The organism is Actinoplanes sp. KI2 (genome assembly GCF_025630775.1).
In the GTDB taxonomy this organism is placed as follows: domain Bacteria; phylum Actinomycetota; class Actinomycetes; order Mycobacteriales; family Micromonosporaceae; genus Actinoplanes.
Genome location: NZ_JAOSZE010000184.1, coordinates 1 through 307, shown reverse-complemented (window position 1 = coordinate 307; position 307 = coordinate 1). Strand labels below are relative to the sequence as shown.

Sequence of the window (307 nt, the reverse complement as noted above, 5' to 3'; positions counted from 1 at the left end):
TTACCCGCGCCGCTACGAGGACCAGGAGGAGTGGCGCGGTGGCTGGACGCTCAACCGGCGCGGCCGGCTGACGCTCAAGGGCGGCGGCCGGTTCAAGAAGCTGCTCACCATCTTCGCCAACCCGAAGCTGCCGTCCATTCAGGACTACTACGAGCCCTGGACCTACGACTACGAGACGCTCACCAACGCGCCGTTGCAGGAGCACACCCCGGTGGCCCGCCCGAAGTCGCTGCTCACCGGCGAGGACATGAAGATCTCCTGGTCGGCGAACTGGGACGACGACCTGGGCGGCTCGCCCGACCACGGG

General features: G+C 68.1%; 1 pseudogene. It reads left to right on the top strand.

Annotation, left to right across the window (positions count from 1 at the left end):
• A pseudogene (narY, locus tag ODJ79_RS46885) lies at positions 1-307 on the top strand (nitrate reductase subunit beta); the annotation flags it as partial.